The 23,833-nt window shown below is 71.0% G+C and carries 19 protein-coding genes; 10 read left to right on the top strand and 9 right to left on the bottom strand.

Annotated elements, in window-relative coordinates; all coding sequences use genetic code 11:
- Positions 1-300: 300 nt before the first annotated feature.
- Positions 301-1,509: an ROK family transcriptional regulator gene (locus ACQ0O7_RS17170; protein ID WP_430783085.1), complete on the bottom strand. Its 1,209-nt coding sequence runs from the start codon at positions 1,507-1,509 to the stop codon at positions 301-303.
- A gap of 169 nt (positions 1,510-1,678) precedes the next feature.
- On the opposite strand from ACQ0O7_RS17170, the gene ACQ0O7_RS17165 reads away from it, so the two are divergent.
- Genes ACQ0O7_RS17165 through ACQ0O7_RS17155 form a run of 3 tightly spaced genes read left to right on the top strand, consistent with a single transcriptional unit; the run spans position 1,679 to position 5,279 of the window.
- Positions 1,679-3,337 carry an extracellular solute-binding protein gene (locus ACQ0O7_RS17165; RefSeq protein WP_430783084.1) on the top strand — a complete coding sequence of 553 codons (1,659 nt, stop codon included), beginning with the start codon at positions 1,679-1,681 and terminating at the stop codon, positions 3,335-3,337.
- Positions 3,334-4,347 carry an ABC transporter permease gene (locus tag ACQ0O7_RS17160; protein WP_430783083.1) on the top strand — a complete coding sequence of 338 codons (1,014 nt, stop codon included), beginning with the start codon at positions 3,334-3,336 and terminating at the stop codon, positions 4,345-4,347. The genes ACQ0O7_RS17165 and ACQ0O7_RS17160 overlap by 4 nt, the downstream gene beginning before the upstream one ends.
- Positions 4,344-5,279, top strand: coding sequence for a carbohydrate ABC transporter permease (locus tag ACQ0O7_RS17155; protein WP_430783082.1), 936 nt, complete (start codon positions 4,344-4,346; stop codon positions 5,277-5,279). The genes ACQ0O7_RS17160 and ACQ0O7_RS17155 overlap by 4 nt, the downstream gene beginning before the upstream one ends.
- Before the next feature lie 401 nt (positions 5,280-5,680).
- Here ACQ0O7_RS17155 and ACQ0O7_RS17150 read toward each other — a convergent pair whose 3' ends face one another.
- Positions 5,681-7,813 (bottom strand): glycosyl hydrolase family 95 catalytic domain-containing protein, encoded by a 2,133-nt coding sequence (locus ACQ0O7_RS17150; protein ID WP_430783081.1) that lies wholly within the window; start codon positions 7,811-7,813, stop codon positions 5,681-5,683.
- Between the two features lie 49 nt (positions 7,814-7,862).
- On the opposite strand from ACQ0O7_RS17150, the gene ACQ0O7_RS17145 reads away from it, so the two are divergent.
- Entirely contained in the window at positions 7,863-9,827 is a 1,965-nt protein-coding gene (locus ACQ0O7_RS17145) for a beta-galactosidase (protein WP_430783080.1), read from the top strand.
- A 22-nt stretch (positions 9,828-9,849) separates the two neighbouring features.
- Positions 9,850-10,368: a hypothetical protein gene (locus tag ACQ0O7_RS17140; RefSeq protein WP_430783079.1), complete on the top strand. Its 519-nt coding sequence runs from the start codon at positions 9,850-9,852 to the stop codon at positions 10,366-10,368.
- Here ACQ0O7_RS17140 and ftrA read toward each other — a convergent pair.
- A complete protein-coding gene (gene ftrA / locus ACQ0O7_RS17135; protein ID WP_430783078.1) occupies positions 10,353-11,306 on the bottom strand; it encodes a transcriptional regulator FtrA in 954 nt (317 codons plus the stop codon). The genes ACQ0O7_RS17140 and ftrA overlap by 16 nt on opposite strands.
- Positions 11,307-11,377: 71 nt before the next feature.
- On the opposite strand from ftrA, the gene ACQ0O7_RS17130 reads away from it, so the two are divergent.
- A complete protein-coding gene (locus tag ACQ0O7_RS17130; RefSeq protein WP_430783077.1) occupies positions 11,378-11,800 on the top strand; it encodes a rhodanese-like domain-containing protein in 423 nt (140 codons plus the stop codon).
- Positions 11,801-11,850: 50 nt separating this feature from the next.
- On the opposite strand, the gene ACQ0O7_RS17125 is transcribed toward ACQ0O7_RS17130, so the two are convergent.
- Positions 11,851-13,089 (bottom strand): D-arabinono-1,4-lactone oxidase, encoded by a 1,239-nt coding sequence (locus ACQ0O7_RS17125; RefSeq protein ID WP_430783076.1) that lies wholly within the window; start codon positions 13,087-13,089, stop codon positions 11,851-11,853.
- Between the two features lie 113 nt (positions 13,090-13,202).
- Between ACQ0O7_RS17125 and ACQ0O7_RS17120 the strand changes: the two genes are divergently transcribed.
- The 3 genes from ACQ0O7_RS17120 (at position 13,203) to ACQ0O7_RS17110 (ending at position 16,395) form a co-directional block, all read left to right on the top strand.
- Entirely contained in the window at positions 13,203-14,063 is an 861-nt protein-coding gene (locus ACQ0O7_RS17120) for a response regulator (RefSeq protein ID WP_430783074.1), read from the top strand.
- A 267-nt stretch (positions 14,064-14,330) separates the two neighbouring features.
- Positions 14,331-15,257, top strand: a complete 927-nt coding sequence (locus ACQ0O7_RS17115; protein ID WP_430783073.1) for an MHYT domain-containing protein — start codon at positions 14,331-14,333, stop codon at positions 15,255-15,257.
- A gap of 151 nt (positions 15,258-15,408) precedes the next feature.
- On the top strand, positions 15,409-16,395 hold the full coding sequence (locus tag ACQ0O7_RS17110; RefSeq protein ID WP_430783072.1) for a 3-oxoacyl-ACP synthase III family protein: 987 nt from the start codon (positions 15,409-15,411) through the stop codon (positions 16,393-16,395).
- Between the two features lie 3 nt (positions 16,396-16,398).
- Here ACQ0O7_RS17110 and ACQ0O7_RS17105 read toward each other — a convergent pair whose 3' ends face one another.
- Positions 16,399-16,743, bottom strand: coding sequence for a PRC-barrel domain-containing protein (locus tag ACQ0O7_RS17105; protein WP_430783071.1), 345 nt, complete (start codon positions 16,741-16,743; stop codon positions 16,399-16,401).
- A 208-nt stretch (positions 16,744-16,951) separates the two neighbouring features.
- Here ACQ0O7_RS17105 and ACQ0O7_RS17100 point away from each other — a divergent pair, with 208 nt between their 5' ends.
- Positions 16,952-17,953, top strand: coding sequence for a hypothetical protein (locus ACQ0O7_RS17100; protein ID WP_430783070.1), 1,002 nt, complete (start codon positions 16,952-16,954; stop codon positions 17,951-17,953).
- 178 nt (positions 17,954-18,131) lie between these two features.
- Here the strand turns inward: ACQ0O7_RS17100 and ACQ0O7_RS17095 are convergent, their stop codons facing one another.
- The 4 genes from ACQ0O7_RS17095 to ACQ0O7_RS17080 form a co-directional block, all read right to left on the bottom strand.
- Positions 18,132-20,726 (bottom strand): lipopolysaccharide biosynthesis protein, encoded by a 2,595-nt coding sequence (locus ACQ0O7_RS17095; protein WP_430783069.1) that lies wholly within the window; start codon positions 20,724-20,726, stop codon positions 18,132-18,134.
- Between the two features lie 237 nt (positions 20,727-20,963).
- On the bottom strand, positions 20,964-22,100 hold the full coding sequence (locus ACQ0O7_RS17090) for a magnesium and cobalt transport protein CorA (protein ID WP_430783068.1): 1,137 nt from the start codon (positions 22,098-22,100) through the stop codon (positions 20,964-20,966).
- A gap of 45 nt (positions 22,101-22,145) precedes the next feature.
- A complete protein-coding gene (locus tag ACQ0O7_RS17085; RefSeq protein WP_430783067.1) occupies positions 22,146-22,883 on the bottom strand; it encodes an ABC transporter permease in 738 nt (245 codons plus the stop codon).
- A 2-nt stretch (positions 22,884-22,885) separates the two neighbouring features.
- Entirely contained in the window at positions 22,886-23,809 is a 924-nt protein-coding gene (locus ACQ0O7_RS17080) for an ATP-binding cassette domain-containing protein (RefSeq protein ID WP_430783066.1), read from the bottom strand.
- Positions 23,810-23,833: the final 24 nt, after the last annotated feature.

Below are 23,833 nucleotides of genomic sequence, written 5' to 3'. Positions count from 1 at the left end.
GTCGAAGCGCTTCGACAACACGGCGGAAGAAGTTCTCCGCGAGTGGTTTCGCGAATGTTTCGGACGGAGTTCCCTGAGGCTCGCATCACAGTTACGCCTCGGTCAAGGAGCGAGCGGCATGTTTGGTCATCGATTGTTACCGGCCCCGCCACCCCGACGGTCCGGCGGAACCGGTTCCGGACCGACCGGCCGCCCACGTCGCCGGGCCGTCGACAGTCCTGTTCGGAGCCGCGTCCCGCGCTTTCCGCGCCACGCGCGCTGGTGGGTGGGTGAGGCCGGCGGCGAACGGGTGGGCCGGCGTCAGGCCGGGGAGGGGAGGGCCCCGGTGTCGACGCGTTCCAGGTGGGTGACCGCCCCGCCCAGGGCCGCCGCGTGCAGACCCAGGCCGGAGGCCAGCAGGCGGGTGCCGCCGGAGGCCGGGGCCAGGGTGTTGCGGGCCAGTTCCGGGGTGGCGGCCGGGATCAGCCACTCGGCCAGGGCCGCGTAGTGATCGCCCAGCACGATCACCTCCGGGTTGACCAGGTTGGCGAGCAGCGCCAGGCCCTGGCCGAGGTGGCAGCCGGTGTCGTGCAGGGCGGTCAGCGCCGTGCGGTCGCCGGAGCGGGCCAGCAGGGCGACGTGTTCGACGGCGGGGGTCAGGTCGGCCAGGGACTCCGGGTCGAAGCCGGGCAGGGCACGCCGCACCAGCGGCTCGATGCCGGCCAGGTCGGCCAGGGTGGGCGAGCCCGCCGGGCCGAGGGTGAACCGTCCGATCTGGCCGGTGAAACCGCGGGAGCCGTGCAGGGGGCGGCCGTCGGCGATGATGCCGGCCTCGACGCCGGCGGCCCCGGTGACATAGGTGAGGTCGAGGTCGGGGTGGCCGCCGTGGCGGATCTCGGCGACGGCGGCCAGGCCGGCGTGGTTGCCGACGGCGACGTCCAGGCCGGGCTGGCGCAGGGAGCCGGCGAGCTGCCCGCGCAGGTCGATGTCGGACCAGCCGAGTGGCGGGGAGAGCCGGACGGTGCCGCCCTCCTCGACCAGGCCGGGGACGGCCACGGTCAGGCCGAGGACCTGCCGCCCCTGCTGGCGGACCCGGGTGGCGGCGCGCTGGGCCAGGGCGGTGATGGCGCTGACCGCCCGGCCGGGCCCGGCCGTGACGGCGACGCTGCCGACCGGTGTGCCGCCGTCGAAGGTGCGGTGCCAGAGCAGCAGCTGGTCGCCGGCGAAGTCGACGGCCAGGGCGGTGAGCCGGTCGGCGGTGACCTGGAGGCCGATCGCGGCGTACGCCGAACCGTCCAGGGCGAGCGCGGTGGACGGCCGCCCGATCCGGTTGCCGGTCAGGCCGGTCTCGCGCAGCAGCCGTTGCTCGATGAGGGTGCCGGTGAGGCTGGAGACGGTGGCTTTGGTGAGCCCGGTCGACGCGGCGATGGCGGCCCGGGAGCTGGGCCCGTTGGCGCGCAGATGGTGCAGGACCACGGACAGGTTGGTGGCCCGCACATCGGCGAAGTCGGCCGGTCGGGTGTTCTTCACATCAAGCTCCGCATCGGCGGTCGGTCGTCTCCTCGATCATGGTCTATCCGGGGGTGGGTGCGCTCCCAATTGGTTCTTGTCGGGTCGTCACCGCGTCGGTTAGCTTGTCTTCGATGTACTTAGTTTAGACGCTAACCAAACTAAACCCATAACGGAAGGGTGGTGCGCCGTGGGCGCGTCAACGAGCAGGCGGAACTTCCTGGGGCTGGTGGGCCTCGGCGCGGCCTCGCTGGCCGGCGGCGGGATGCTGTCGGGGTGCAGCAAGGAGCCGAGCGTCGGCGGCGGGGCGACCAACGCCCAGCAGGCCGCCGGCCTGGTTCCCACGTTCAAGGACTCCACCCTGGTCCAGCCGGACGTCAAGGGTGTCCGGCCGATGGCCGACGGCTACCTGAAGTACCCGACCTCGCTCGCCGACGCGATCTCCGAGAAGGCGATCACCAGTGGCAAGCCGGTCACCGCGACCACGCCGTGGTGGGGCCCGTCGCCGCCGACCGCCAACAAGCTGAACGAGGCGGTCGGCGCCGACATGGGCGGCGCGATCAACTTCAGCATCCAGGACGGCAACACCTACGGCGACAAGCTCAACACCATGCTGGGTGCCCGGGATGTGCCCGACCTGACCTGCATTCCCGGGTGGGAGGTCAACAAGCTGGCCCGGTTCTCCGAGGGTGTGCACGCGATCTTCGAGGACCTGACGCCCTTCCTGGCCGGGGACAAGGTGAGCGCGTACCCGATGCTCGCCGGCATCGACACCGCTGCCTGGCAGGAGTCGGTATGGGGCGGGAAGCTGATGGGCGTCCCGTTCCCGACCGACGCGCCGTACCCGTCGGTGCTGTTCTACCGCAAGGACGTGGCCGACGAGCGCGGCATCGCGGCGCCCACCACGCTGGACGAGGTGTACGAGTTCGGCAAGAAGCTCACCAACGCCGACAAGGGCGAGTGGGCCTTCGGTGACATCTGGCTGGAGGTGCAGCAGATCTGCGGCGCCGGCGGGTCGGAGAACGGCTGGCTCAAGACGGCCGACGGCAAGGTCGTGCACCGGATGGAGTTGCCGGAGTACAAGCGGGCCGTCGAGTTCATGGCCCGGCTCTACGCGGAGAAGCTGATCCACCCGGACGTGGCGGCCAGCAAGGGCGGCGACCAGACGACCCTGTTCAAGGGCGGCAAGCTCTTCATGTACGCCACCGGCGGCGGCTCCTGGAAGGAGACGTGGCGTCCGGCGGTCCAGACGAACCCGAAGTTCAACATGCAGGCCGTCAAGGTCTTCGGTGCCGACCAGGGCCAGAAGCCGGTCCGCTGGAAGACCAACTCGGCCATCCTGTGGACCTTCATCAAGAAGGGGCTCGGCCAGGAGCGCACCCAGGAACTGCTGCGCGTGCTCAACTACACCGCGGCGCCGTTCGGCACCAAGGAGTGGGAGCTGCAGAACTTCGGGGTCGAGGGCACCCACTTCAAGCGGGACGGCAGCGGCTCGCCGGTCACCAACGAGCTGTGGACCAAGGAGTTCGCGAACCAGTTCATCTTCCTCGGTGGCCGTCCGCCGGTCGTGGTCGGCGGACCGGACATCCCCACCTACGCTTCGGACTTCGTGAACTGGGGCAACGACGCCGCCCAGTACCTGGAGACGAACCCGTGGCAGGGCATCAAGGTGGAGACGCCGACCCAGCAGGCGGCTCTCGCACAGCCCACCGAAGACAAGATCACCGACATCCTGCGCGGCCGTACCCCCGTCGCCGACTTCGACAAGGTCGTCTCGGAGTGGCGGTCCGCCGGTGGCGACGCGGGCCGGGACTTCTACGCCAAGGTTCTGGCTGACAACGGACGATGAGCGCGCCACCGATCGCCCCGTCGTCACCGGAAGCGGGGACGAAGAAGGCGAAGAAGAACGTCAAGGCCGTCTCGCGGCAGCAGCTGTCCTTCGGGCAGCGGCTGCGGCGGGACTGGCCGCTGCTGCTCATGTGCCTGCCGGCGATGCTGTTGCTGCTGGTGTTCCACTACGTCCCGGCGCTCGGCAACGTGATCGCGTTCCAGGACTACAACCCGTTCGTCGGCGACGATCCCTTCGAAGCGTTCCTCTACAGCGAGTGGATCGGGTTCGGCAACTTCGAGTACCTGTTCAAGAACCCGGCGTTCTGGGACTCGGTGCTCACCACGCTGTCGATCACCGCGTTCCAGCTGGTGTTCTACTTCCCGGTCCCGATCCTGCTGGCGATCCTGCTGAACAGCATCATGTCGCCGAAGATCCGGTCGCTGGTGCAGAGCGTCGTCTACCTGCCGCACTTCTTCAGCTGGGTGCTGGTCGTGTCGCTGTTCCAGATGATGCTCGGCGGGGCCGGACTGATCGCGCAGACGATCCGCCAGGCCGGCTACACGCCGCCGGACATCATGACCAACCCGGACACGTTCATCTTCCTGGTCACCTCAGAGGCGATCTGGAAGGACGCCGGCTGGGGCATGATCGTCTTCCTGGCGGCGCTGGCGGCGATCGACCCCTCGCTGTACGAGGCGGCCGCCGCCGACGGGGCCGGCCGGTGGCGCCGGATGTGGCACATCACCCTGCCCGGCCTGCGCTCGGTCATCATCCTGCTGCTCATCCTGCGGCTCGGTGACGCGCTCAATGTCGGCTTCGAACAGTTCGTGCTGCAACGCGAGATGGTCGGGCGAGAAGCGGCCGAAGTGCTCGACACGTACGTCTACTACCAGGGCATCGCCGTCCAGCAATGGGGCGTCGGTGCGGCGGCGGGCCTGTTCAAAGCCGTGATCGGCATCCTGTTGATCGTGGGCGCGAACAAGCTGGCACACCGGTTCGGCGAGCAAGGGATCTATTCGAAGTCATGAGCGCAGACACCGTGATCCGCCCCCGCCGCAAACACAAGGGACCGGCCTGGGAGGAACCGCCGAGCCTGCTCGGCCAGTTGAGCAAGGGCACGCTGCTCACCCTGGTGGTGGCGATCGTGATCGTGCCGTTGTGGACGGTCGTGGTCACCAGCCTCTCGTCCGAGAAGACGATCAACGAGGCGGGCGGTTACGTCTTCATCCCGCGGGAGTTCAACCCGTCCGCCTACGTGGTGATCTTCTCGGGTGGGCAGATCACCGACGCGATCGTGGTCAGCACCATCGTCACGATCGCCGGCACCGCCCTGAGCCTGGTCGTCACCGTGCTCGCGGCGTACGGCCTGTCCCGCCCCGGCACCCTCGGGCACCGGCCGATCCTGTTCTACTTCCTGCTCACGTTCCTGATCTACCCGGGCATGATCCCCAGCTACCTGGTGGTCACCGGCCTGGGCCTGAAGGACAACCTGCTGGCGCTGATCCTGCCGACCGCGATCAGCGCGTTCAACCTGGTGGTGCTGCGGGCGTTCTTCATGGGCATCCCCGGCGAGCTGTACGACAGCGCCCGGATGGACGGCGCCGGCGAGATCCGGATTCTGCTGCGTATCGTGCTGCCACTGTCCAAAGCGGTCACCGCGGTGGTCGGGTTGTTCTACGCGGTCGGCTACTGGAACGCGTTCTTCAACGCGATCCTGTACATCGACCGCAACGATCTGCAGCCGGTTCAGCGGGTGCTCCAGCAGTTCATCCTGGCCGGGCAGAGCCCGTCGACGTCGGGCGCGGCGGTCGCCATCCCGGGTCTGGGTTCGGCCGTCCCGCCCAGTCTGGCGATCAAGATGGCCGTGGTGGTGGTGACGATCGTCCCCGCACTGATCATCTACCCGTTCGTCCAGCGCCACTTCACCAAGGGCGTGATCATCGGCGCGGTCAAGGGCTGACGGAGGGGTCCGGGTCGGCGCGGTTCAGTGCCGACCCGGAAGATCCCCTTCATCCGGTACGCCCCACAGCCCCACAACCGCAGCGGCCCGCCCCGCCTCGTCCCCGCGACGCCGGCGCGGCACCGGACCGCCCGGCGACCGCCGGGCGGATGCGGTGGTAGCGGGGTGACCCCGGCCGTCGCATTCGCCCGGCGATCGCTGGACGGTCTCGCGATGCGCCGGCCTCGCGCGGACGACATCGAGCGACCCGATCTGCGTGGACCCCACCCACGTACCGCCGCGGGGTTGTGAACGACCGTCGGCCCGAAACGTTCCGCGGACCGGGAGTGACGCGAGCGCGTGGTCATCTCCGGCTCGAATCGGACCGGAAATCGGCACGCGGGGTCGGTCGGGCGCTCGGGTCAGAGCGACAGGTGGCGGGGGTCGCCGGCGGTCAGGCGCACGGTGGTGGCGCCCCGGGGGTGGGTCAGCTCGACCGTCCGGTTCGTGTCCGACTTCAGGACGGCCTTCACCGCGTCCGGGGACCAGGTCAGATCGATCGTCACCGGGCCGCGGGCGACCAGGCCCCGGACACTGCCGGACGGCCACGCGGACGGCAGCGCGGGCAGCAGATCGACGCGGGCCACGCCGTCCGGGCCGACGTCCCGGCTGCGCAGCAGCATCGCCACGACCAGGGCCGGGTATCCGCCGGCCAGGTCCACGTTGAACATGTGATCCCGGTTGTGGGTGGGCACCCGGTTGGACCGCCAGTAGGCCTCGCCGATCCGGGTGAGCGCCGCGTACGCCTCCTCGGCCAGCCCCAGATGGGCGGCGGCCACGCCGAGCAGGGCCAGGCCGTAACCCATCTCGTCGGAGGCCTCGGACAGCCACCACCGCAGCCGGGCCCGGACCGCCCGGACCGCCGCCGACCGCAGGGCCGGATCGTCGTCGAAGGCCGGGTCGCCGCCGTAGTAGAACGGGTAGAGGTGGCTGCAGTGCCGGTGCTCGTGGTTGTCCGGGAACCGCGGATCGATCCATTCGGCCAGTTCACCGGCGTCGTTGATCCGGTAGGGCGGCAGGGCGGCCAGCAGCGACCGCCAGCGGACCGCGTCGGGATCGTCGACACCCAGGATCGACGTGATCGTCAGCAGGCCGCGGAGCAGGGCGGCGACCGCCTGCACGTCCAGGGTGGCGTCCACGGTCGCCTGGTCGCCGGTCTGCCCGGGATCGTTCTCCGGCGAGTAGGAGGGGCTGAACCGGGCCCGCCCGTCGTGGATCTCGGCGAACTCCAGGTGGAACGCGGCGGCCTCGCGCAGGAACGGCAGCGCCCGGGTGGCCAGGAACTCCCGGTCGCCGGTGTGCTGCCAGTGCTCCAGGTAGAGGCGGGCCAGCCAGGCGGCGCCGGTGGTCCACAGGGTGAGGCACCAGATCGGGCCGAAGTGGTTCTGCCGGCCGTGGGTGCCCAGGTGCGCGGGGATGAAGAGGCCGGGCCGGCCGTAGAGCCGGCGGGCGTTCTCCCGGTAGTCGCCGAGCTGTGCGTCGAGCAGGTCGAACAGTGGTGGCATCAGCTCCGGGGTGCCGGTGGAGTGCACGGCGAGCAGGGCGGCCTGCAGGTTGCCGTCGATGGTCCAGCCGCTGCGCCACGGTGGCGCGTAGGTGCCGCTCCAGACGCCCTGGAGGGTCGGCGGGCGGGTGCCGGTGCTGCTGATGATGGTGTAGCGCCCGGCGTCGAACAGCTCCTGGGCGGGATGGCCGCCGAGATCGAGGGCGACCCGGCCGGACAGGTCACGGTGGATCGGGACGTGTTCGCCGAGCAGGGTGCCGAAGTCGGCGGCGGGCAGGGCGGCGAGGGCGTCGGCCGGGGTCCTCGTGCCGGTCGCGGTCCGCGCGACGATCACCACCGATCGCTCGGTACGCCGGACCCGCACCGCCACGGTCCAGCCGTCGAGCGCCCCGTCCCAGAGTTCGCCACCGAACCGCCCGGTGAGCACCAGATCGTCTCCGGACCGGTCGACGGTGTAGTCGATGGGCCGTTCCGGGGTGCCGTCGATGGGCCCGATCGCGACGGTGCCGCCGGTGCCGGTGATCCGGATGACGAGCACGTCGGCGGCCCGGGACACGAACGCGTCGGCGACCACCCCGGCCCAGGTCTGCCGCACCACGCCGGTGGTGAAGTCGGTGCCGCGCTCGTACCCGGGGCCGGGGTGGTCCGGGGTGAAAGTCAGTGTTCCCGCGCCGATCAGCGGATCGATCCAGCGTGTTTCCGCGTAGCCGGGATGCTCCTGGACGGCGATGTCGCACACGGCGCGGGCGGTGTCGCGGAACCGGTCGGCGGCGAGGAGTTCCCGCAGGTGGGGGAGGGCGGCGGCGGTGTCCGGCGCGGGCAGCGGCTCGGTGACCGGCTGGAAGAGGTCCTCGTGCGCGAGGGTGAATCGCAGCACGTCGGGGGATCCGTGGCAGAGCGCGCCCTGCCGGCCGTTGCCGCTGATCAGGGCATGCTCCCAGTCGTCGGCGACGGACGAGTCACGGAACGATGGATTGACGGGGCTCTGCACAGTCAATACTTTGTTTAGAGGTCAAACTAAATGTCAAGGGTGGGTGCAGATGATCTTCTTCGGCGGGGACTACAACCCGGAACAGTGGCCGGAGGAGGTCTGGGACGAGGATGTCACGCTGATGCGCCGGGCGGGCGTGACGATCGCCACGGTCGGCGTGTTCTCCTGGTCGAACCTGGAGCCCGAGCCGGGCCGGTTCGAGTTCGGCTGGCTGGACCGGGTGCTCGACCGGCTGCACGACGGCGGCGTCAAGGTCGCGCTGGCCACCCCGACCGCCTCGCCACCGCCCTGGTTCACCCTCGCCCACCCGGAGGCGATGCCGGTCACCGCCGACGGGGTCCGGCTCAGCCACGGCAGCCGGGACACCTACTGCGTGTCGGCGCCCGCCTACCGCGCCGCCGCCCGGTCGATCACCACCGAGCTGGCCGCCCGCTACGCCCACCATCCGGCGCTGGCGATGTGGCACGTGCACAACGAGTACGGCACCGACTGCCGCTGTGATGCCACCGCCGCCGCCTTCCGGACCTGGCTGCAGAAACGGCACGGCGAACTGGACACGCTGAACGAGGCCTGGACCACCGCGTTCTGGAGCCAGCGCTACTCCGACTGGGCGCAGATCCTGCCGCCCCGCGCCACCCAGTACCTGCCGAACCCGGCACACGTGCTGGACTTCCGCCGGTTCCTCTCCGACGAACTGCTCGGCGGCTACGTCGAGCAGCGTGACCTGCTGCGCGCGGCCAACCCGGACGTCCCGATCACCACCAACTTCGTGCAGGGCGGCTGGGTCAGCGTCGACCACGCGCGCTGGGCCGGCGAGCTGGACCTGGTGGCCGTCGACCACTACCCGGCCGAGGCCGGGTACGGCACCGAGGAGGAGACCGCCTTCGGTGGTGACCTGGCCCGGGGCTGGGGCGGCGGCTCGTGGCTGCTGATGGAGACCGCGCCGAACCTCGTCTACACCCCCGGCCGGATGCACGCCAAGGAGCCCGGCCAGCTGACCCGCAACAGCCTGAGCTACCTGGCCCGGGGCTCGCGCGGGGCGATGTACTTCCAGTGGCGGCAGCCCCGGGGCGGCGCCGAGATGTTCCACTCGGCCATCGTCCCGCACGCCGGGCCGGACAGTCCGGTGTTCCGCGAGGCGATCGGTCTCGGGCGCACCCTCAAGGCACTCGGCCGGCAGGAGATCGGGGCGAACGAGGCCCAGGTGGCGATCGCCTGGGACGCGCCGTCCTGGTGGGCGCTGCAGGGTGGCGGGCTGCCGTCGGCGGACATCGACTACGCGGGGGCGGTCCGGCAGGCGCACCGGGCGTTCTACCACTCCGGCATCGCCACCGACTTCGTCTTCCCCGGGCGCGACGATCTCGCCGAGCGGCTCCGGGCGTACAAAATGATCGTCCTTCCGCATCTCTACCTGGTGTCCGACGAGGCGGCGGCGGCCCTGCGGGAGTTCGTCGCCGGCGGCGGTCACCTGGTGGTGGACCATCTCAGCGGCATCGCGGACCCGGCCGGGCGGATCCGTCTCGGCGGCTATCCGGGGGCGTTCCGCGACGTGCTGGGCATCCGGGTGGTGGAGTGGCGCCCGCTGGCCCCGGCGACGTCCATCGCCCTCGACAACGGCGACCGGGGACTGCGCTGGAGCGAGCGGGTCGAGACGGCCGGAGCGGAGACCCTGGTGCGGTACGCCGGAGACGTGCTGGCCGGCGCCCCGGCGATCACCCACCACCGGTTCGGCGCCGGTGCCGCCTGGTACATCTCGCCCGGCCTGGACGACGCGGCGCTGCGCCGGCTGCTGGACCAGGTGGCCGCCGAGGCCGGGGTGATGCCGGTGCTGCCCGGTCTGCCGCCGAAGGTGGAGGCGGTCCGCCGCGATGACCTGATCTTCGTGTTCAACCACGGGGAGACTCCCGGCCAGGTGCAGCTGCCGGGCCCGGGGCAGGACGCGGTGACCGGCCGTCCGGTGCCCACTTCGGTGACCGTTCCGCCGGGTGGGTTCCTGGCCGTTCGGCTCGGTTGAACCCGCAGGTCACACTATCCGCGTGCGTAAGATCAACAGGCCCCTCGTCATCACGGTCGCCGTCCTCCTGACCGCCGGGCTGGGCGCGGCCGGGTGGCGGTGGGCGACCACCGAACCGGTCTCCGGCCCGCACGCCGCGGAACTCGCCGAAGATCTGGAGTTCGGTGGGCCGGAGGGCTGGACCGCGGTCCACGACTCGTCGATCCTGCCGGTCTCCGTCGTCGACGCGATGGCCGACGGCGAACGGGCCGAGCCGGAACGGGTCCCGGTCACCCTCGGTGACAAGGGGTACACGATCATCTGGACCACCCCGGCGAAGCGGCCGGACGCCTGCACCGAGCTGTCCGACTGGGCCGCGAGCCGTGGCCTGGCCGGGATCGGCGAGGTGGCGGCGAGCTGCCGTCAGCGGATCGCCATGCCGGACCCGGTGCTCGGCCACTTCACCCGGGACCAGAAGGGTGAGCGCACCTTCTACGGCGTCTACGGCGACCACGAGGGCGAGGCCGCCCTGTTCGCGACCCTCACCTACACGGCCGCCTGAAACGCGCGGCGATAGGCCGACGGCGAGGTGTGCATGGCCTGGCCGAAATGGTGCCGGTAGGTGACCGCGGTCTCGAACCCGACCGCGGTGGCGATCTCCTCGATCGGCGCCCGGGTGGACTCCAGCAGGGCCAGGCTGGCCTGCACCCGCCGGTCGATCAGCCAGCGGATCGGGGTGGTGCCGGTGGCCCGCTGGAAATGCCGCAGATAGGTCCGTGCCGACATGTGCGCCTGCCGGGCCAGCACCGCCACCGTGATCGGCCCGGCCAGGTTGCCGAGCGCCCACTCCATGCTCCGGGCCACCCGGGCATCCTCCGGGTCGGCGGTGACCGGCGCCTCGACGAACTGGGCCTGCCCGCCGTCCCGGTGCGGCTGCACCACCAGCCGGCGGGCCACCGAGTTGGCGACCGCCGGGCCGTGGTCCCGGCGGACCACGTGCAGGCACAGGTCCAGCCCGGCCGCGCTGCCCGCGCTGGTCAGCACGTCACCGTCGTCGATGTAGAGCACGTCGGCGTCCAGGTCGACGGCCGGGAAACGATGCCGGAACTCCTCCGCGTACCGCCAGTGGGTGGTGGCCCGGCGCCCGTCCAGCAGACCCGCCCCGGCCAGCGCGAACGCCCCCGAGCAGATGGACATCACCCGGGCGCCGCGGGCGTGCGCGGCCCGCAGCGCGGCGGCCAGCTCCGGCGAGGTCTCCCGCCGCACGTCCGGCACCCCGGGAACGATCAGCGTGTCCGCGGCGGCGAACACGTCCAGGCCCCGGCCGGTGTGCAGGCTGGCGCCGCCGACCAGCCGGACCGGGCCCGGGGTCTCGGCGCAGACGGTCAGCTCGTACCAGGGGAAGTCGAACTCCGGCCGGGGCAGCCCGAACACCTCGGTGACGATGCCCGTCTCGAAGCCGGACATGCCGTCGTAGGCGAGTACCGCGACACTCCGCATGGCGGGATCTTAGCGGCCGCTGTCCTTCGCGCCACTGGGACCGGCCCGTCGACGACGGCACGATCAGTGGCATGACCAGCGCGATCGAACACTTCAGCAACCGGCTCCGCTTCGAGACCGACGTCAGCGACGTCCACGGCGACCTGGCGGCCGGCGTCCCCGGCCTCGTGGTGATCGACTCCCGGAACACCGCGTCATGGGAGCAGGGCCACCTCCCGGAGGCGGTCCACCTGCCGACCCGGGAGATCGCCGGCCGGGCCGCCGCGACGGTCCCGGCCGGCAGCACCGTCGTCACCTACTGCTGGGGGCCGGGCTGCAACGGGGCCACCCGGGCCGCCCTGGAGTTCGCCCGGCTCGGTTACGCCGTCAAGGAGATGATCGGCGGGTACGAGTACTGGGTGCGCGAGGGATTCCCGGTCGAGGGCGCCGGCGGCCGGGTCAGCCGCCCGGTCGACGAGCTGACCGCCCCGGCCGGCGCCGCCTGCGGCTGTTAGGTTCGGTGTGGTGGACCTCGCCTCGCTCCCCGCGATCCGCCACACAGACCCTAGCCCAGCAGGGACTCCAGCCACGGGTTGCGGAACTTCCCGTCCGGGTCGAACCGGCCGGCCAGAGCGGCGAAGTCGCCGAAACGCGGGTACGCCGCCCGCAGGTCGGACGGATCGGTGGTGAAGACCTTGCCCCAGTGCGGGCGGGCGCCCAGCGGGGCCAGAGCCGCCTCCAGATCGGCGACCACCGGCAGCACCGCCGCGGTGTCGGCGATCCAGGTGAAGTGCAGGGCCAGACTGTCCCGCTCGTGGTGGGGGCTCAGCCACAGGCCGTCCGCGGCGATCGTCCGGATCTCGCAGACCTGCAGCACCGCGGCCACCCGCTCACGCAACCCGGCCACCGCCTCGATCGCGGCCCGCCCCGCCGGCCGGGGCACGTGCCACTCGGACTGCAGCTCCTCGCCACTGCTCGGGGTGAACTCCATCCGGAAGTGCGGCAGCCGCTCGTGCCAGGGGCCGGGCACCCCGCCCTGCACGGTGCAGTTGAGGGCGGGCATGCCGGGCACCGGATGCCGGGGCCCGTCGGCCGGGGTGGCCCCGAACAGGTCACCGGTCAGCGGCTCGGCCCGTTTCAGCCACACCTGGTCGATGCCGGGGCCGGTCCAGCGGGTGAACAGGCTGACGCTGTAGCCGGCTGCCAGGATCTCGTCCAGGTGCTCGTCGAGGGCCCCGGCGGGGAGGTTCTCGTAGACGTACTGCCGGAGGTCGAAAGCCTCGGACACGTCCAGGGTGAGCGCGGTGACCACACCGAGCGCGCCGAGATGGACCACCGCACCGGCGAACTCCGGGTCGGCCCGGGTCAGCTCGGCGGTGGATCCGTCGGCACGGACGATCTCCAGCCCGGAGACCGCCGTCGCCAGGTTGCCGTGCCGCACCCCGGAACCGTGGGTCGCGGTGGCCACCGCGCCGGCCACCGAGATGTGCGGCAGCGAGGCCATGTTGTGCAGCGCCAGGCCCTCGGCGGCGAGCCGGGCGGCCAGCTCGCCGTAGCGGATGCCGCCGTCGGTGCGGACCGTGGTGCGATCCGGGCTGATCTCGACGGCCCGCGGCAGGGCGGCCAGCGAGATCAGGTCGCCGTCGGTGTCGGCGAGCCGGTTGAACGAGTGACCGCTGCCGAGCACCCGCACCCGGGATGTCCCGGCGAGTGTCTCGCGCAGCTCGGCGACGCTGCCCGGCCGGTGCAGCCGGGTGGTGCCGAATTCGATGTTGCCCGCCCAGTTGGTCAGCCGCTCCCGCATCACCACACCCTACGCGGATCGCGAAAGTCGGTGGATTACCTGTTCACGGGCCGGGCCCCGGCCGATCAGGTTATCGTCGGGCGACCCGCGGACCGAGCGAGGGAGATCACCACATGGCGTCGATCGTGGTCGCGGAGGACGACAGCGACATCGCGTCGCTGCTCTCCACCGTGCTGAGCAACGCGGGGCATGCGGTGCGGACCGCGCACTCCGGCCAGGACGCCCTGGACATGATCGCCGAAGCGGGACCGGATCTGGTCATCGTCGACCACCACATGCCCGGCCTCAGCGGCTTGGACGTGGCCGGGCGGCTGCGCGGCGCCGAGGCCACCGCCGGCATCCCGGTGATCATGCTGTCCGCCGCCGCGCCGGCCGCCGCCCGCGGGCTGTGCGACGTGACGATCTCCAAGCCGGTCCGCCCCCGGCACGTGCTGGAGGCCGCCGACGCGCTGCTGGCCGCCCGGCTGGACGGGGTCCCGGCCGCCGGGACCAACCACCTCGTCGACGTGGACCGGCTGCTCGCGGTCTCCGACTACCTGACCCGCCCGGCGCACGCCGAGGCGCTGGACGCCTTCGCGGAGCGGCTGGCCGAGCTGACCGGGGCGCCGATGGCGGCGATCACCCTGATGCTCAACGACAGTGTGGTGGTGGCCGGGTCGCACGGCATGCCGCGCTGGGTCCGTGAGGCCGGCGGGGTGCCGGCCGAGTGGTCGCCGGACACCGTGGTGGTGGCCGAGGACGTCCCGGTGCTGATCGGGGACAGCGCGGTGGACGGGGAGTACGCGACGTCGCCGCTCTTCTCGGTCAGCGGGGTGCGGTCGTACGCGAGCGTGCCACTGAACTCGACCGAAGGTCACGTGGTCGGCACTCTCTGTGTGCTCGACGAGAAGCCGGGCACCTGCACCGAGGACACCGTGCAGATTCTGCACTCGCAGCGGGCCCAGGCATTGGTGTTGCTCGCTAGAGCCGGATGATCCGTACCTTTTGTAGGACTTAAGTGCCGTCACGGATAGTTACCTAAGTTCGCACTGTTCACTCCGTGATCGCTGTGCGATGATCTGTGGCCGTGTGTCGCGATAGGTGCGGGCAGAGCCCTACGGCGTCAACTTCAGCGTGATCCGAATCGAGACCTGATGCTCGTTTTCTGGTAACGGAACGTGCGTCACAATCAGTCACGCCCATGGCGGTAGTACGGGCTGGCTACAGCCCGGCAGAAGCGCGAACGAGAGGAACGGCGCGAGATGGCGCAGATCCATCACTTCGAATACGGGGCACTGACTCCCACGGTCAGTTACATCCTCTCCGTGCTCGGGTCACTACTCGGCCTCACCAGCGCTGTGCGGCTCCGGTCGGCGAAGACGCGGAGCGAGCGGATGTGGTGGCTCACGCTGTCCGCCGTCGCCATCGGCGCCACCGCGATCTGGAGCATGCACTTCGTGGCGATGCTCGGCTTCGACGTCGAGGGCACCCCGATCCGCTACGACATCGGCCTGACCGTGGCCAGCGCGCTGATCGCCCTGGTCTCGGTCGGCATCGGCCTGGCCATCGCGCTCCTCGGCCGGACCGCCTCCAAGGCGCGGATCCTGGTCGGTGGTGTGCTCGCCGGTCTCGGCGTCGCCGCGATGCACTACTGCGGCATGGCCGCCATGCAGCTGCGTGGCGAGATCCACTACGCCGGCACCGAGGTCGCCGCCTCGATCGCCATCGCGGTGATCGCCGCCACCGTCGCGCTCTACCTGGCGATCACCGTCACCAAGCCGGTAGCCATCTTCGTGTCCGCCCTGGTGATGGGCATCGCGGTCAACGGCATGCACTTCACCGGCATGCTGGCCATGTCGGTCACCGGCGAGGCCAACACCTTCGGCTCGGTCGAGGGCGCCACCGCCGCCGGCCTGCTCGTCCCGGTCGGCGCCGCGGTCGTCTTCGCGATCATCGGCATGGGGTACGCCCTGGTCTCCGCGCCCACCGAGGAGGACCGGGAGGCGATCGCCTACCTGGCCCAGCGGATGGAGGACCGGCTCGCCAACCCGCAGCCGCCGCAGCAGCAGTCGCAGGTCCCGTTCGGCGGGGTGCCGGCCGGCCGTCAGCAGCAGCCGCAGCAGCCCCCGGGCCGGGCCGGCCGGACCACGCTCGGCGACTCCTCGTGGACGTACCGCGACCGGTCGTAACGGGCTGATTTCCCAGGTAGGCCGGTTGTCCGGCTTTTATCAGCCGAACCGGCAGCTGAACGATCCGCACGTTTCCGCCCTGCGTGGCTAGGGTTTGCAGGGCGGAAACGTGAAACACGGATCAGATGTTCGGCAGGACCTGGGGGACGGCGTGGCGATAGGAATTCTCGGAACCGGCTCCTATCTGCCGGCGCGAGTGGTGACCAATGTGGACCTGCTCGCGCTCGTGCCGGACGCCGACCCGGAATGGGTGTCCCGCAAGACTTTGATCGAGGAGCGCCGGTTCGCGGCCCCCGACGAGGCGGCCTCCGATCTGGCCGCGAAGGCCGGCCGGGCCGCGCTGGACCGGGCCGGGATCACCGCGGACGAGATCGATTTCATCATCGTCTCGACGTCCACCGGTGACTCACCGCAACCGCCGACCTCCAACCTGGTGCAGAACCTGATCGGCGCGACCGGGGCCGCCTGCTTCGACGTCAACGCGGTCTGCGCCGGTTTCGTCTTCGCCCTCAGCGTGGCGAACGGCCTGCTCCAGACCCAGCCGGACGCCAAGGTGCTGGTGATCGCGTCGGACATCTACTCGCGGATCCTCGACTTCGGCGACCGGCGGACCTCGGTGCTCTTCGGGGACGGGGCCGGCGCCGCGGTGGTCGGCCGGGTGCCGGACGGCTACGGGATCATCGACCTCGACCTGACCTCCCGGGGTGAGGCGAACGGCCTGATCTACGTCAAGGGTGGCGGCAGCCGTCTGCCCGCCTCGCCGCAGACCGTCGCCGACGGCGACCACTTCTTCCGGATGAACGGCCGGGGCGTCCGTGACTTCGTGGCCGGCGCCGTCCCGCCCGCCCTGGACGGCCTGCTGCGCCGCAACGAGCTGAAGTCCGAGGACGTCGACCACTTCGTCCCGCACCAGGCCAACGGCATCATGCTGCAGGAGCTGGTGGAGGCGGCCGGCTTCCGGAACGCGCACACCCACCTCACCCTGCCCTGGTACGGCAACGTGGGCAGTGCCTCCCTGCCGGTGACCCTGGACGACGCCAACCGCAACGGCTCGCTGCGCGACGGCCAGCTGGTGCTGCTGGCCGGGTTCGGCGGCGGCATGTCGATGGGCGCCTGCCTGCTCCGCTGGGGCCGGTAGAGATCACTTGGGCTGGATCAGCCAGTCCCAGGCGCGTTTCAGGCCGGTCGCGCGGCTTTCGGCCAGTTCGGCGGGCGCGTCCTCGCTCGGGGTGGCCAGCCGGTCGGCCGGTTCGGCCACGATCACGCCGCGCTCCCACAGGCCGTCGACCTGATCGGCGCCGGCGAAACGGTGCCCGTCGTCGGTCTTGATCAGCAGGCCGTGGAAGAGGTTGGCGTGATCGTCGGCGAGCACGTGGTCGACGGTGCCGACCGGGGTGCCGGAGCGGTCGAAGACGTCGGTTCCGTCGGCCAGCACCAGGTAGGAGACCGGGGTGCCGAGATCCTGCGGTGGTGTTTTCTGCGTCATGCCGTGCCTTTTACCCGGTGAGGGGCGATTCAGCCGGGCTCGGCAACATCATCTTTTCGGCCGGGCCGATGTAAACATTTTGTCCGGATTATCTTTTCCGCTCCGAAACGCCGGAGAAAATATCCGGCTTCGCGTGAATTCCGCATAGTGTCCGCTTTGTCAGGCCAGCCGATGGTGGTGGGCGGACTCGGGTACGGGAGGAATTCAGATGCGGAAGACACAGCGGATCGGAGCCGTCGTCGCGATGGCCACGGCGGCCTTCGGCATGGCGGCGACGACGGTGGCGGCCCCGGCCGTCGCGGCGCCCCGCGGACCCCAGCCGGTGTCGAGCTGGCTCCAGTCGGTGCGTGCCGGCGCGGCCAGCTGGGTGACCATCAACTGGCGTACCGACCGCCGGATCTGCGACGCCGAGATCCGCGTCCGCGGTGACCGGGTCAAGGTCGACTACCAGGGCTTCCGCCGTACGGCGACGTTCTCCCGCGGTGACACGCTGCGGCCCGGGCGCACCGACTTCACCAAGGTCCGGGTGACCACCCCGCACGCCCACCGGCCGGGCGTCGTCAAGCTGCGGGCGACCATCTCGTACGACGACTGCGGGTTCAAGGCGCGCACCCAGACGCGCACGGCGGTGCTCTCACTGCCCGTGCTGCGCAACATCGGCCCGGGTGGGCAGGGCGGTCCGGGCGGTCCCGGACACGGCAACCCGGGCGGCCCGAACCACGGCGGCCCCGGCGCTCCGGGGCACGCTGGTCCGGGCAAGGGCCCCAAGGGTCCGCAGGGACCCCAGGGTCCGAAGGGTCCGCAGGGCCCCGAGGGCCCGCACGGCACGGGGCAGGGCGGCCCTGGTCAGCACACCCCCGGTGGTGGCCAGGGCACGTCCGGCGACAACAACGACCAGCAGCCGCCGGCCGGCGGTCCGCAGCAGGGCACCCCGCCGCAGCAGGGCGACCAGTCCCAGCCGGCCGCCCCGCAGCAGCCCGGTGGCAACCCGCAGCAGGGCAACCCGCAGCCCGGGGATCAGCCGGCCCAGCCGGGTGCCGGGAACCCGCCGAACACCGGCAACCAGACGGGTGCCGGCAACCCGCCACGGCCGGGCGGCCCGGTCGGTCAGCCGGGCGGTCAGCCGAACGGTGGCAAGAACGACAATGGCCCGAAGGGTGGCGGTCCTAAGGGCGGCGGAAACAGCGGCAATCAGGGTTTCCCGCGCTGACCATAAGTGATCAATTGGTGACGCCCGGCCGTGGTTAATGACACGGCCGGGCGTTTACCTGTTGGACGCCGGATCTTTACGGAAAGACCAAACCGCCCGCCGGACACAATGGCCGGCGGGCAGTGAGTGGGCGCCCGGCCGGTCCGGGGGGCCTGGTCCGGCCGGGCACCCGGCCGCGTCAGCGGTACGCCATGATCAGCCCGGCCGGGTCGCTGCAGACCAGGTCCAGGGCACGGGCGATGACCGCCGGGTCGTAGGTGGAGGCGTGGAACGTCGCCTCCAGGTGCAGCACCCCGTTCATCTCGCTGGTGGTCAGCGTGATGCCCTCCGGGCCGTTCAGCGTCGGCACGCTCTGGTTGACCCGGCCGGCCGGCTGGACCGCCCACGGCAGGTCACCGAGCATGTCGTGCCGGCCCTGGTTGCTGAAGGTGAGCCGGGGCCGCGGCTCGACCGCGACCTCGGACGGGTACGGGTCGGGCATGCCCGGCGCCCCGGTGAGCATGATCTTGCCCTCGCGCAGCAGCATCATGGTCAGGATCCGGCCGGTGGCCAGCTCGGCCTTCAGCGTCCGGTGGATGGCGACCGGGTCGGTGAGGCTCGGCGGGGTCAGGAACGGGCCCTGGCAGAAGTTGCTGTCGATGCTGACACCCTTGCCCAGGTACCGGCGGGCGTCGGCGAGGAACGTACCGCCGCGCAGGTCGGGTTTGAGGCCGAGTTCGATCAGGGCCGCGGTGAACGCCGCGAAGGTGATCGCCGACGTGGTGACGCCGGGCGCGTGCTGGTCCCGCCAGTTCCGCATGTCGCCCAGCACCTGGCCGGAGCGGCCGGTGACCACGGTGAGGTTCGCCTGCCAGGGGCGTGCCGGGGTCTCCTCGGTGTGCGGCGGACGGGCGAAGCTCAGCCCCTCCTTCCAGCGGCCGGGCTTCAGCCCGAACTGCTTCCACCAGGCCACCGGCAGGGCCAGCCGGTGCCGCTGGGACGGGGCGATCCGGGCCGCGCGACCCTCGGCCGCGGCCTGGACCAGCTCGTGTACCAGCGTGTTCACCGGGCCGGCGTCGCCGTAGGCGTGCGACACCTTGAGCGCGAAGTAGCCGCCCCCGACCAGGATCCGCACCGGGTGGTGGGCGCGCGGCTCGGCCTGCAGGTGCCGGGTCATCGCGTCGAAGTCCACCGGACCGTGCCCGATGTCGGTGACCGCCTCCTGCACGTAGGCGTGGAACGACGCGGCGTCCATGTGCTGCCAGTTCGCGCCGGACCGGTCCAGCCGGGACACCGCCCGGTGGGTCGGGTCGGCGGCGTGCAGGCCGATCAGCGCGTTGCGCACCCGCGCGGCGTCGACTCCGGCCAGCGGCCCGACGGTGCGGATGTACTCCAGCGGCAGCCACGCGCGCTCGCGCAGAGTCAGGCTGGTGGTGGACATGACGGTGACTCCCTCTGCTACCGCGGAATTGTCGACGACCGGTGCGAAGACGACCTTGAGGACGATCGGCGCGATCAGCACCGTCTCCACGGCCATGACCACCGCCACCGCGGTGACCAGGTCGTTCAGGTCGCCGTTGGTGCCGGCCCACCATGCGGCGCCGAGCTCGGCCAGCCCGGCGAAGACCGCGAAGATCCCGGCGCCGCGCAGCTTGCCCTGCACCCGGGAGATGGCCAGGAAGAAGTGGTGGAAGACGAACGGCACGTAGGTCAGCGAGAGGATCGCCAGCGCCTCGCCGGCGGTCTTCGCGTACGCCGCGCCGAACAGCCCCATGATCTGCTCGGACAGCAGGAACACCACGATCGAGGCCGGGAACCCGGCGCCCAGGCAGACCAGCAGCCCGATCCGGACCTTGCTGCGCAGCGCGCCCTTGTCGCCGGCGGTCACCGCGAACAGGGTGAGCGCGAAGTTGCCCGGCACCATCGCCATGAACGACAGCACCATGAACGCGGTGTAGAAGGCCGCGTTCGCCTCGTCCGAGATGGTCGCGACGACGATCAGCGGCAGCGTCACCCGGGGCAGGTAGGTGGCCAGGTTGAGCAGGTTGTGGTCGAAGGTGGCCCGGCCCCGGCCGCGCATCAGCCGGGGGTGCGGGCGCAGCGAGTCGATCATCCGGCGCCGGCGCAGGGTGCGGAACAGGATCGCGGTCGAGGTGACCACGCCGGCCACCCAGGTGAGCAGGATCAGCGAGCTGGTCATCACCAGACCGGGGATCAGCGCCACCACACCCAGCAGCACCAGCTTGATCAGCGAGAACCAGGCGTTGCGCATCAACTGGAGCGGGCCCTGCAGCAGGCCGACCATGGCCTCGTCGAGGACCAGCGTCATCGCGGTCAGCGCGATGCCGATCACCAGCAGGACGGTGCCGGGGACGCCGCCGAGGGCGTCCCGCAGGCTGGGGATCCAGAGGTTGGCCAGCAGCACGTAGATCAGGCCGCCGGCGGTCGCCGCGCTGCCCGCGGTGAGCAGGCAGGTGGAGATCAGGTCCCATCTGCCGCGGGCGATGGTGGGCAGCTCGGCGATCAGCATGGTGCCCATGCCGAACATGCCGATGGTGCCGATCAGGGTCATCGCCGACACCGCGGCCGAGGCCTGGCCGACGGCGGCCTGTGGGGCCAGGTGGGCGGCGACCCACCAGTAGAGGAACCCGAACGCGGACGTGATGAGCGTGGTCGCCATCAGCGAGCCCGCGTTCAGGAAGAGATCGACGTGACCCTGCAGAGCCGAGAGGATGCCGCGTCTGCCCCGCGGCTCCGGTCCGGTCTGCCGCGGTGCGGCCTGGGTTGCCGTCACTCTGATTTCCCCCCAAAGATCGGCGCAGTCCAGAAACCTAGTAACTCGCCGTGTTGGTGGGCTAGGGCGAGACGCACGAGGTTCGTTGACCGTCCGGAGCGGACCGGAGCCGGTTCGGGGGAGTCCGAGGCGTGCCGAGGGCGCTGGCCAGGCCGTATTCGTGAGGGTTGAGCAGCGGGTTTGCCGGAGCTGAGGGTTCGTGATCTCCACCACGATCACGCTCAGTCACTGCAATGGTTACAGCCATCCGGCCTTCTTGAGCCGGCGATGGACGCCACCACCGAGCAGGAGCATCACGGCGATCGAGCCGGCGAAGCCGTACGGCGAATCCAGTCCCGGAAGGTGTTCGAAGTTCATCCCGAAGATCCCGGCGATGACCGTCGGCACCGCGGCGATCGCGGCCCACGAGGCGATCTTGCGCATGTCGTGGTTCTGATCGACCGACACCTGGGCCAGCCGGGCCTGCAGGATCGAATTCAGCAGATCGTCGAAGCTCGCCACCCGGTCCACGGCGCGGGCCAGCCGGCCCCGCACGTCCAGCAGGTAGGGGCGCAGCCCGGCCGGCAGCGCGCTGCTCGACTCCAGCAGCCGCGCCAGCGGGTCGGCAAGCGGCAGGACCGCCCGTTTGAACTCCACCATCTCCCGTTTGAGCTGGTAGATGTGCGCGAACTCGGAGGTGCGCACCTCGGCGAAGGTCTCCTCCTCGATCCGCTCCAGGTCGCGCTCGACGTGTTCGGCCACGTCCAGATAGCTGTCCACCATCCGGTCGCCGACCGCGTACGCCACCGCCCACGGCCCCTGCCGCAGCACCTCCGGGCGGCTCTGCAACTCCTGGCGCACCGCCCACAACGGGCCCACCCCGCCGTGCCGCACGGTGATCGCGAACCACGGCCCGACCAGCACCGTGATGTCACCGGTCTCCACCACCTCCGAGGTGGCGGTCAGCCGGTCGTGCTCCACGTAGCGCGCGGTCCGCAGCACCAGCCGGGTCACCTCGCCGAGGGTCTCCACCCCGGGCCGGTGCCCGCCCGCCACCGCCTGCTCCACCAGCAGCTCGTGCAGGCCGAACACCTCGGCCACCGGCCGCATGGTGGCCAGGTCGGGCTCGTGCAGGCCCAGCCACACGAACGCGCCACGGCGCCGCCGGGCCAGCCGGGCCGCCTCCGGGAACGGCATCCGCTCCGCCCCACCGTGCCGCAGGCCACCGATGTAGACGGCGCAGTCGACGATCGCGTCCGGGTTGCCGGACCGTTGCGCCGGCACCCGTGGCACCGGCCGGGTCAGGCTGCCGACCAGCTGGCGGAGCGCGCCGGGCAGGGCCGGGATCCGGCGCCTCCGTCGATACGTGTCGTCGTCCCGGTCCCGACCGAACATCGCCCCCGCCACCTTCCGCCAGCCCGTGGGTTGCGACACCGAAGGCTAGTCGGACCGCCGCATCGCGCGGACCCCGACGGCCAGGCCGAGAGCGCACATCAGGGCGGCGGCGGCCAGTCCCTCCACTGTGGTCCGCGACAGCACGTCACCACTGAAGAGGGCACGTTCGGCGCTGACCACGTACGTCATCGGATTGATCTTGGAAAGTGCCTGCAGCCAGCCAGGCCCGCCGTCCAGCGGCAGCAGCACCCCGGCCAGCAGCAGCAACGGGAAGAGCAGGGTCTGCTGCACGGTCCAGAACAGCCACTCCTTGTTCTTCGAGGCCAATGCCAGCGTGTACGACAGCGCGCCCAGCCCCACGCAGAACCCGGCCAGGATCAGCAGACCGATCAGCGCCCCACCGAGATGCGGCTGGAAACCGAACGGCACGCACACCGCCACGATCAGCGCGGCCTGCGCGAACATCGGGACGATCTCCTTGAGCGCCCGGCCGATCAGCAGCGCCGGCCGGCTCAGCGGGGTGACCAGCATCCGCTCGTGCGAGCCGGTCTGCATCTCGAACAGCAGGTTGGAGCCGGTCATCGAGGCGCCGAACAGGCAGGACATCACGATGATCCCGGGCACGAACCACTGCAGCGAACCGTCGCCGGGCAGCAGCGGCGCGAACAGCCCGAGAAAGAACAGCGGCTGGATCATCGAGAAGACCATCGAGAACGGGTCGCGCAGAATCGGCCGCAGCTCCCGGCTGAAGACCACCCGGGTGTCGGTGACGAGCGAAGTCATGATCAGGCCTCCACGAGTTCGACCGCGCCGCCCTCACGCAGGCTGCTTCCGGTCAGGGTGAGGAACACGTCGTCCAGGGTCGGGCGGGTCACCTCGATCGAGGCCGGCCCGAGCACGGCCCAGCGGGCGGCCAGCCGGGGCCCGTCCTCGCCGGTGATCCGCACCTCGGTGCCGGTGCGGGCGCCGCCGGTCTCCCGGGCCGCCGCGATCGCCGCGGACTCCGAGTCGAATCCGAGGATCACCCGGTCACCGACGTGGGTGGCCTTGAGCCGCTGCGGGGTGTCGTCGGCGATGATCCGGCCGTGGTCGATCACCACCACCCGTTCGGCCATCGAGTCGGCCTCGTCCAGGTAGTGGGTGGTCAACACGATGGTGGTGCCGTGCTCGGCACGCAACCGCAGGATGTGCTCCTGGAGGTTGGCCCGGTTCTGCGGGTCCAGCCCGGTGGACGGCTCGTCGAGGAAGAGCAGCTCGGGCGCGTGGATCAGGCCCATCGCGATGTCCAGACGGCGGCGCTGGCCACCGGAGAGGGTCGACACGGTCCGGTCCGCGACCTCGGCCAACCCCAGCGATTCGATCAGTTCACCGGCACGGGACCGGGCGGCGCGGACCCCCATCCCGTACGCCCGGCCCTGGCTGATCAGCTCGTCGCGTCCGCGCTGACTGTGCCCGGCGCCGTTGCCCTGTCCGATGTAGCCGATCCGCAGCCGCACCTCGCGCTGGTGCCGCACCACGTCGAACCCGGCCACCGTGGCGCTGCCGGAGGTCGGCGGGATGAGCGTGGTGAGCATCCGCAGCGTGGTCGACTTCCCCGCGCCGTTCGGCCCGAGCAGCGCGACCAGCTCACCCCGGTCCACGGTGAGATCGATGCCGTCGACCGCGCGCACGTCCTTGAACCGCTTGGTCAGCTCTCGCGTCTGAATCATGTCTCGACCCTAGGGTTCGCTGCG

It is taken from the genome of Actinoplanes sp. G11-F43, assembly GCF_050589265.1.
In the GTDB taxonomy this organism is placed as follows: Bacteria; Actinomycetota; Actinomycetes; order Mycobacteriales; family Micromonosporaceae; genus Actinoplanes.
This window is presented reverse-complemented; position numbering and strand designations above follow the sequence as displayed.

What these genes read in the sequence shown, in the direction of transcription:
- ACQ0O7_RS17160 (WP_430783083.1), top strand. Translation starts at nt 3,334, where the DNA reads ATGAGCGCGCCACCGATCGCCCCGTCGTCACCGGAAGCGGGGACGAAG.
- ACQ0O7_RS17155 (WP_430783082.1), top strand. Translation starts at nt 4,344, where the DNA reads ATGAGCGCAGACACCGTGATCCGCCCCCGCCGCAAACACAAGGGACCG.
- ACQ0O7_RS17145 (WP_430783080.1), top strand. Translation starts at nt 7,863, where the DNA reads ATGATCTTCTTCGGCGGGGACTACAACCCGGAACAGTGGCCGGAGGAG.
- ftrA (WP_430783078.1), bottom strand. Translation starts at nt 11,306, where the DNA reads ATGCGGAGTGTCGCGGTACTCGCCTACGACGGCATGTCCGGCTTCGAG.
- ACQ0O7_RS17130 (WP_430783077.1), top strand. Translation starts at nt 11,378, where the DNA reads ATGACCAGCGCGATCGAACACTTCAGCAACCGGCTCCGCTTCGAGACC.
- ACQ0O7_RS17125 (WP_430783076.1), bottom strand. Translation starts at nt 13,089, where the DNA reads ATGCGGGAGCGGCTGACCAACTGGGCGGGCAACATCGAATTCGGCACC.
- ACQ0O7_RS17120 (WP_430783074.1), top strand. Translation starts at nt 13,203, where the DNA reads ATGGCGTCGATCGTGGTCGCGGAGGACGACAGCGACATCGCGTCGCTG.
- ACQ0O7_RS17115 (WP_430783073.1), top strand. Translation starts at nt 14,331, where the DNA reads ATGGCGCAGATCCATCACTTCGAATACGGGGCACTGACTCCCACGGTC.
- ACQ0O7_RS17105 (WP_430783071.1), bottom strand. Translation starts at nt 16,743, where the DNA reads ATGACGCAGAAAACACCACCGCAGGATCTCGGCACCCCGGTCTCCTAC.
- ACQ0O7_RS17100 (WP_430783070.1), top strand. Translation starts at nt 16,952, where the DNA reads ATGCGGAAGACACAGCGGATCGGAGCCGTCGTCGCGATGGCCACGGCG.
- ACQ0O7_RS17090 (WP_430783068.1), bottom strand. Translation starts at nt 22,100, where the DNA reads ATGTTCGGTCGGGACCGGGACGACGACACGTATCGACGGAGGCGCCGG.
- ACQ0O7_RS17085 (WP_430783067.1), bottom strand. Translation starts at nt 22,883, where the DNA reads ATGACTTCGCTCGTCACCGACACCCGGGTGGTCTTCAGCCGGGAGCTG.
- ACQ0O7_RS17080 (WP_430783066.1), bottom strand. Translation starts at nt 23,809, where the DNA reads ATGATTCAGACGCGAGAGCTGACCAAGCGGTTCAAGGACGTGCGCGCG.